10 protein-coding genes are annotated in these 6392 nt (G+C 48.9%); all 10 read left to right on the forward strand.

The genetic code is table 11. The features are described from left to right. Positions 1 to 412 (forward strand): hypothetical protein (locus PHQ58_RS22990; protein ID WP_300116097.1); only part of this gene is annotated, 412 nt, incomplete at its 5' end. Between the two features lie 82 nt (positions 413 to 494). Then, positions 495 to 929: a hypothetical protein gene (locus tag PHQ58_RS22995; RefSeq protein WP_300116098.1), complete on the forward strand. Its 435-nt coding sequence runs from the start codon at positions 495 to 497 to the stop codon at positions 927 to 929. Positions 930 to 1223: 294 nt separating this feature from the next. Next, on the forward strand, positions 1224 to 1925 hold the full coding sequence (locus PHQ58_RS23000; RefSeq protein ID WP_300116100.1) for a hypothetical protein: 702 nt from the start codon (positions 1224 to 1226) through the stop codon (positions 1923 to 1925). A gap of 1 nt (position 1926) precedes the next feature. Further along, the gene (locus PHQ58_RS23005; RefSeq protein ID WP_300116102.1) at positions 1927 to 2448 is read left to right on the forward strand and encodes a hypothetical protein; all 522 of its coding nucleotides are present in this window, start codon (positions 1927 to 1929) and stop codon (positions 2446 to 2448) included. 36 nt (positions 2449 to 2484) lie between these two features. Beyond that, on the forward strand, positions 2485 to 3243 hold the full coding sequence (locus PHQ58_RS23010; protein ID WP_300116104.1) for a hypothetical protein: 759 nt from the start codon (positions 2485 to 2487) through the stop codon (positions 3241 to 3243). 93 nt (positions 3244 to 3336) lie between these two features. Next, the gene (gene yfbR / locus PHQ58_RS23015) at positions 3337 to 3954 is read left to right on the forward strand and encodes a 5'-deoxynucleotidase (protein ID WP_300116107.1); all 618 of its coding nucleotides are present in this window, start codon (positions 3337 to 3339) and stop codon (positions 3952 to 3954) included. Then, positions 3951 to 4466 carry a CHC2 zinc finger domain-containing protein gene (locus PHQ58_RS23020; protein WP_300116110.1) on the forward strand — a complete coding sequence of 172 codons (516 nt, stop codon included), beginning with the start codon at positions 3951 to 3953 and terminating at the stop codon, positions 4464 to 4466. The genes yfbR and PHQ58_RS23020 overlap by 4 nt, the downstream gene beginning before the upstream one ends. Before the next feature lie 94 nt (positions 4467 to 4560). Next, complete coding sequence (locus PHQ58_RS23025) at positions 4561 to 4794, forward strand: hypothetical protein (protein ID WP_300116112.1); 234 nt, start codon at positions 4561 to 4563, stop codon at positions 4792 to 4794. Between the two features lie 654 nt (positions 4795 to 5448). Then, a complete protein-coding gene (locus PHQ58_RS23030) occupies positions 5449 to 5730 on the forward strand; it encodes a helix-turn-helix transcriptional regulator (protein WP_367187374.1) in 282 nt (93 codons plus the stop codon). A 3-nt stretch (positions 5731 to 5733) separates the two neighbouring features. Then, the coding region (locus tag PHQ58_RS23035; protein WP_300116114.1) for a HipA N-terminal domain-containing protein at positions 5734 to 6392 on the forward strand (659 nt) is incomplete at its 3' end.

Consider the following 6392-nt stretch of genomic DNA (forward strand, 5'->3'; position numbering starts at 1 on the left):
GATGGTCGCCAAGCTGGCGGAAGGGGAAACACCGGACATCGACCCGGCTGAATGCAGCAGCAGCCAGTCGTTTTCATCCCTGATGACCAAGGCGCTCAAGGAGGGGAACTTCAACTACACGGACCCATCGTCCCTGTTGAAAAAGATGACCCAACACGAGAATGCAAGAGTCAAAGGGGACAACAAGGCAGAACAACCGATCAGAAACAACATCATCCATCTACCAATCTCCAGACCGGAGCCTGCTCCAGTTCCATCATCCTTTGCAGTCATCCATTGTGAAAACGGCAGAGAAGTCACACGGGATATGCCATTCGGTATGTACCAGGCATTAATGGATGCCGGAGCCCTGGAGTTCACCCTGTTTGGCGTCTATGTGCGTAATCCCGCCTACGGGCGAAAATACGCCTGACAAAACCTCAACATCAACCCATGCGGGGACAGACACCCCCGTTAGGGTTGGTCTGTCCACGTACATTACAAGGAGGCAGTCCATGACAGATACCGCGCTACTAAAACGACTCATAATTCCCGTACACGACAACAGTGAATTTTTCTCCGACAACGCCGACTACGCCATCATCTACCTTGACGCTGCAACCATCGAGCGTATCAAGACACTATCGGCAGCAGTTCGTGATCTGAAGGTCTATAAGGTTGCGGAGTTCGACAACGACTGTGATTTCATGGTGGCTGATTGGGACGCAGAGCCTGATAACGGCAAGGTTGCACTGAAGGAATTCGATGGACGGATGGAGTGTAACACTCTCAACGTTACCGATGACGATTTCTTCTGGTCGGGTTACTACAAACACACCGATGTCCGGTGGGAAACCGACACGGTACGGCTTGCAGTGCTCGACGAGTCTGACACTCACGATGAACGGGAAAACTGTTCAGCTGTGTCAGAGCAAGGAGAAGCGCCATGAGAGGTAAAGATCTGAGTTCTCTCGCATGGCGTCCCGTAAGCGACCCAAACGGCATGGCCGCCTATGAGGCCTTCGACAGCAAAGGTCGCGGATACTACCTGGTTCGCAACTATCATAACCCGGAGATAATGTTCGTAATCAGTTGTGGTTTCAAGGTTCCATCAGGTTGGTACACCGATAAAGGTGGCACAATCAGAAGAGTTTCCTGACCTACACATAACAGCCAACCCAGATGGGGAGACACTCTCCCTTTGTGGGCTGTCTCCTCACATTTTCAATCCAAGGAGACAGATTATGGCCGACTACATGAATCAATCAGTATTCCAACCAACTATTCCCAAACACCTGATCAACGACGAGGACCGGCGCATTATCGAGGCGTTCGGCATCACCCTTGAAACCAGCGGCGAGGATAAGTTCTACCTCTATGCGGATGAGTGGTGTTGTAACGGCTACCTTGATTCCGAGGAACCCGATGGTGAAGAAATCGAACTCGGTGAGGACGATCTATTCAGCAGATTCCAGGAGATCATTCGCCGTTCCAACGGTGAACTCAACTGGATCTCCAAGGAAAGTGCCGATACCTGTTCGCGGATGCGGCCGGATGGCTTCGGCGGCGGAGCAGTTTTCATCTCCGCTGATGACATTCAGTACAGCTTTACCAGCCAGTGGCTGGAAGAGCGAATCAGCGAAGCGGAAACTGGCAACATCGGTCCCCGGGCGGAAGATTCATCTCCGTCCAAGCTGATTGTTGGAGTAGTCCTCGAAGGCGGTCTGGTGCAGAGCATTGTCAGCAATGCACCGGAACTGGTCACGGATATGGACGTGATAATTATCGACTACGATGTTGAAGGCGTTGTTGATGAGGAAGATCTCCTCAATGTGCCCCAGAGCAACGGTGACATCGCACGTGCCGTTGGACGTTTCGAGTCGATTAGCGAATCCGGGATCAATTTGAAAATTATTCTCGATCAGATGAAAGAAAGGGGATGGTGACATGGATATACACGAACATTCGATATGTGAGCCTACCAACGAGGAGCGTGCCGACCGGATTGACACGGTCATGCAGGCCTACTGTCTGACTCTCGAAGGTAGGGATTTTGATGGCGATGAAGATGATATCAAGGATCTGCTCGCAGACCTGATGCATTTCTGCCTGCGTATGGAGATTGATTTTGAAGAGAATCTTCGCATCGCACGTAACAATTTCGAGCATGAACAGAATGCTGAAATCAACCCTCCATCGTCAAACGCCTGCCCGATATGCCGATGCAATCTGGAAGTTGCCCGGACTGATTCTCATTTGGGAATAGACCGGGAGCTTTACGATTGCCAGAACTGTGATGAGACTTTCATTCGAGAGCTTACCATCGCAGACAGTCCCATTGTACGGGCTGTCAAATGTGTCGACTGCGGCAGCATGATACCACAATCCTCGGCCCGCATCTTTTATCAGAGAGATGACTATGCCCATTTTATCGGCGAATGCTTCAGAGATACAAGATTGTGCGGCTAAGAAGAGGATCATCAACTTATCAAAAAGGAGACCGCGATGGGATACGAATACAGTTTATCAATCAGCTCATTTACGGCTGAAAACAACGAAACGTGCCTGAAAGCCATACGAGATGTATCACCGGATCTGGGAGACGAAATGCAAATCATTGAGAATGAGATACATTTTGAACCCAGCGACTCATATGGGAAATGGCGTAACGCAGAAGATGCTGCAATCGCCGTCATCATGGAGCAGATACTTCCCGGCACAATCTGCGAGTTATATTGGCAAGGTGAAGACGGTGAAATGGGTGGTGAACTGATCGTTCGCAATCATTGCTACCACATCGTATATGAGGAAACTGTCGTCACTGACCACGGTAACATCCCGTTACACAAGGCAAAAGGGATGTTGGCAGCTACGAATATTATTTACGGATCTACGTGGGATTACCACCGACATGGCCACCACACATTCTTCCTTCTGGAAGACTGGCGCAATGCTGTGACTAATTGTGACACGGTGCTGGGATATACTGACTGGGTTGAACACAACCTGGAATCTCTGTTGTTTGAAACCAGCCTCGAAGGCATTTATGCAATAGAGGTGGCAGGGTGTACTGACGCTGACGGCATAGTCGAAGTCGAAAACGGAGAAGATGCTGAATTCTTTTCCGTGTACACCCATCGTCAAAATGAGGGTGTTGAGTGTCTATGCGATTTCAACACAAAGTCCCACGCGATCGAATTCGCCATGGCTTTGGCCGCCCGTACTGGAATCAAGGTCTACGGTAATCTGTGTAATATCGAATAACTCAACCAATCCTACCATCACAGTAATGTGCACAATACCGCCGGGAAAAGCTCCACACTCCCGGATGGGGGAGCGTGCCTGGAGAAATAAGATATGAAAATTTACAAGTTTTTCGAATTCATAGCCCGCATGGGTCAAATCATTCGCTGGTCCTTAATGCGAAATGTCCGACAGGAAGATTTGAAGCAGCACAGTTTTGATGTAGCTGTTTTAGCTCATGCGTTGGCAACTATTCGCACTATCTATTTTAGCGGCACATTGGATCCCAATGCTGCTGCCGTATATGCCTTGTATCACGATACGGCGGAGGTTTTTACCGGGGATATACCTACACCAATCAAGTTTTTCGGTGGTGGGGTCGTTAAATCCATTGTCAGTCAATTGGAAGGCCTTGCTATTAACAAGATGGTTGGGTCTCTTCCTGATAAATTGCAGCCGGCGTATCGAGCTGTGTTCACAATTCCTCTTGCCTACAAGGATCTCATCAAGGCGGCAGACAGGATTTCAGCACTACAGAAATGCCGTGAAGAACTGGCCTTTGGTAACCCTGAGTTTGCACCAGCATTAGCCAGGCTACAGGATCTTCTCGAACATTCAGAACTTCCCGAAGTGAAGTACTTCATGGACAACTTCATATCAGATCGTCCGATGACGTTGGATGAACTGATTGAAGGTAATGGAGCCTGGTTGCTCGACGGAGGACTCGGATGACACTGCAAACAACCATAAAAGCGGCAAAGGAAAATGGCGTATCTGAACGCTACGCAATCATGCGGCGTCTGGCATTCCTGCAACCGCTCATCAGAGAAAAAATGTCCGAGATCGGGCTTGCTACCAAAGAGCTGGAACATAACGAGGATCCGCTTGAAAGAGCATTAATCACCGCTCGAATCAATGAATTAGCGGTTGAGCTGCATCCTCTTAGGCGAGAATCGACGCTTCTGCTGAGGTATTTCAACGGGAAAATGAAACCTGGGAGTAGCAATGCGATAACTGATGAGATGATTGAGCACGCACGTCAACATCCTATTACACGTATTGTTGCTTTTTCTTCAGGGAGAAAACCCACCTGTTGCCCGTTCCATAAGGACAGCAATCCTTCCATGTCGCTGTACGACAACCATGTCCACTGCTTCGTCTGCAATCGGTCGTGGGATCCAATCAGCGCAGTGATGGAAGTAGAGAAAGTTAGCTTTCGCGATGCAGTCTTGGCGCTCCAATAGATTAAAGCGCTCCTTTGCGAGCAATCCCTACCGTAGGGGGATGGTTATAACCACACCCCTGCGGGACGGGTGTGCCCAATAAAGGAGAAACAAGATGATACGAATTGTCATGATACTCTGGATTGCAACTACTGGCATCACCATAGCAGGCTGTTCTCACAGCAGCTGGGTGAATTTTGAGGAACAGACGAGAGTCTCCGGCTTTATTGCCGCTCCTATGGGGCTTGTTAATATGGTTGGTAAAGTAGGTCGCCTCGTAACAAACGATGAAGTCGTTTGTCAGGATTGTGAACCGCCATCGGTTGAAAAACCGGAGGTAATTAAATAGAGACGTGGGGTGAGCAGATATTTTCTCTCACCCCATTTTCTCCTCTCAACAGCCCAAAGGGCTCCTTTGAGTCACCGAATCAGCGCGGTGATTGAAGGGAGCCCTTTGGGTTTTCCAAATCTAAGTTTGAGAGGAGAATATCATGTCAGTAAAAGTTCGTATCAATGGTAGGGAGTTCACTTTGTCGTGGGACGAGTTTGAAAAAGCCTTCTTCAACCGTACAAGCTGTGTCGAAGTAATCGACATCTTTACTGCAGCTGGGAGATCAATGCGATGATGACTACTTACGATGAAATGTCCTGGCCATATGTAACAATCGAAGAAGTTGAAAGATCTGGTTATCTGTACCGATGGAGAGTAGAGCCGATGCTCCACGGAGCACCCTGCCTCAACTTTGGAGTTGAGTATTCACGGCGTGTTGCAGAAACCAAAGCGAGCAACTATGTTCGTCTGATTCTTGGCGAAGAGTAGATGCGACGCAAAATTTGATCTTCGAAGTGGTATACCCATACCCTTCGGAAAGAGGCGACCTCGATAACAGGTCGCCTCTTTTAATTTTCGCTGCATGCATCCAATGAGAAAATTTCCCGTACAGTAAATATATCATTGTGCCTAAGCCATCTCACCTGTTGTTTCCCGATCAGGAAATATCTCTTGCTTTATGTCATTATTGGAGTAATAATTCCCGAAAGGGAAATATTTATGATTACAAAAACAGACACTCCAATTTCACTTGGCCTGGCAGTTCGAACCGCACGTAAACGCCTTGACTTAACGCAGCCGCAACTGGCTCTGGCTTCAGGTGTCGGTGTACGTTTCATTGTCGAACTGGAAGCCGGCAAACCAACACTCCGCCTGGAAAACGTTCTTCGCGTGCTTCATGCACTGGGCGGGAGTCTGTGTGTTGAGGGCCTAGTAAAAGGTCAGGAGGATTAGATTATGACTCATCAACTGAGTGTCTGGCTGTTCAGAACACACATAGGGACATTGAGTCAGATTGATGGCCGCTTGAACTTTTCCTATGAGAGTGACTGGCTGAATACGCGTAATGCAATTCCACTATCGCAATCACTGCCACTTCAGGCAAAGGCGTTTGGTGATCGTGCCACCCGTCCATTTTTTGCAGGGCTTTTGCCTGAAGGAGACAAGCGTAAGTTAATCGCCCAGACTCTACATGTTTCGAGACAGAACGACTTTGCTCTCCTTGATGGCATTGGAGGCGAATGTGCCGGTGCTGTGACTTTGTTGGAGCCCGGGCAAATGCCACAAGCCCAGGATAAAAACGATCTCGTTCGTTGGCTCGATGAAGTAGAGCTATTGCGCCTTCTCGATGAAATGCCAAAACGTCCAATGCTCGCCGGTGAAGAAGGCTTGCGGTTATCTCTGGCGGGCGCACAGGACAAGCTTCCTGTGGTTGCTGAAGGTGATCGTATCGGGTTGCCGCTATTCAACTCTCCGAGTTCGCATATCCTTAAGCCGGCAATTGCCGGCGTGGATGGTAGCGTCTTCAATGAAGGTTTTTGTCTGGCCCTGGCCAATGCTCTGAAGCTTGATACCGTCAAAGCGGAGATTCGCCGTATTAGCGACCGACATTATTT

This window comes from Rhodoferax sp. (genome assembly GCF_028688795.1).
Classification (GTDB): Bacteria; Pseudomonadota; Gammaproteobacteria; order Burkholderiales; family Burkholderiaceae_C; genus Rhodoferax.

Bases quoted from the DNA above. Each gene is read 5' to 3' on its own strand.
- PHQ58_RS23025 (WP_300116112.1), top strand. From the start codon at position 4,561: ATGATACGAATTGTCATGATACTCTGGATTGCAACTACTGGCATCACC.
- PHQ58_RS23010 (WP_300116104.1), top strand. From the start codon at position 2,485: ATGGGATACGAATACAGTTTATCAATCAGCTCATTTACGGCTGAAAAC.
- PHQ58_RS23005 (WP_300116102.1), top strand. From the start codon at position 1,927: ATGGATATACACGAACATTCGATATGTGAGCCTACCAACGAGGAGCGT.
- PHQ58_RS22995 (WP_300116098.1), top strand. From the start codon at position 495: ATGACAGATACCGCGCTACTAAAACGACTCATAATTCCCGTACACGAC.
- yfbR (WP_300116107.1), top strand. From the start codon at position 3,337: ATGAAAATTTACAAGTTTTTCGAATTCATAGCCCGCATGGGTCAAATC.
- PHQ58_RS23000 (WP_300116100.1), top strand. From the start codon at position 1,224: ATGGCCGACTACATGAATCAATCAGTATTCCAACCAACTATTCCCAAA.
- PHQ58_RS23020 (WP_300116110.1), top strand. From the start codon at position 3,951: ATGACACTGCAAACAACCATAAAAGCGGCAAAGGAAAATGGCGTATCT.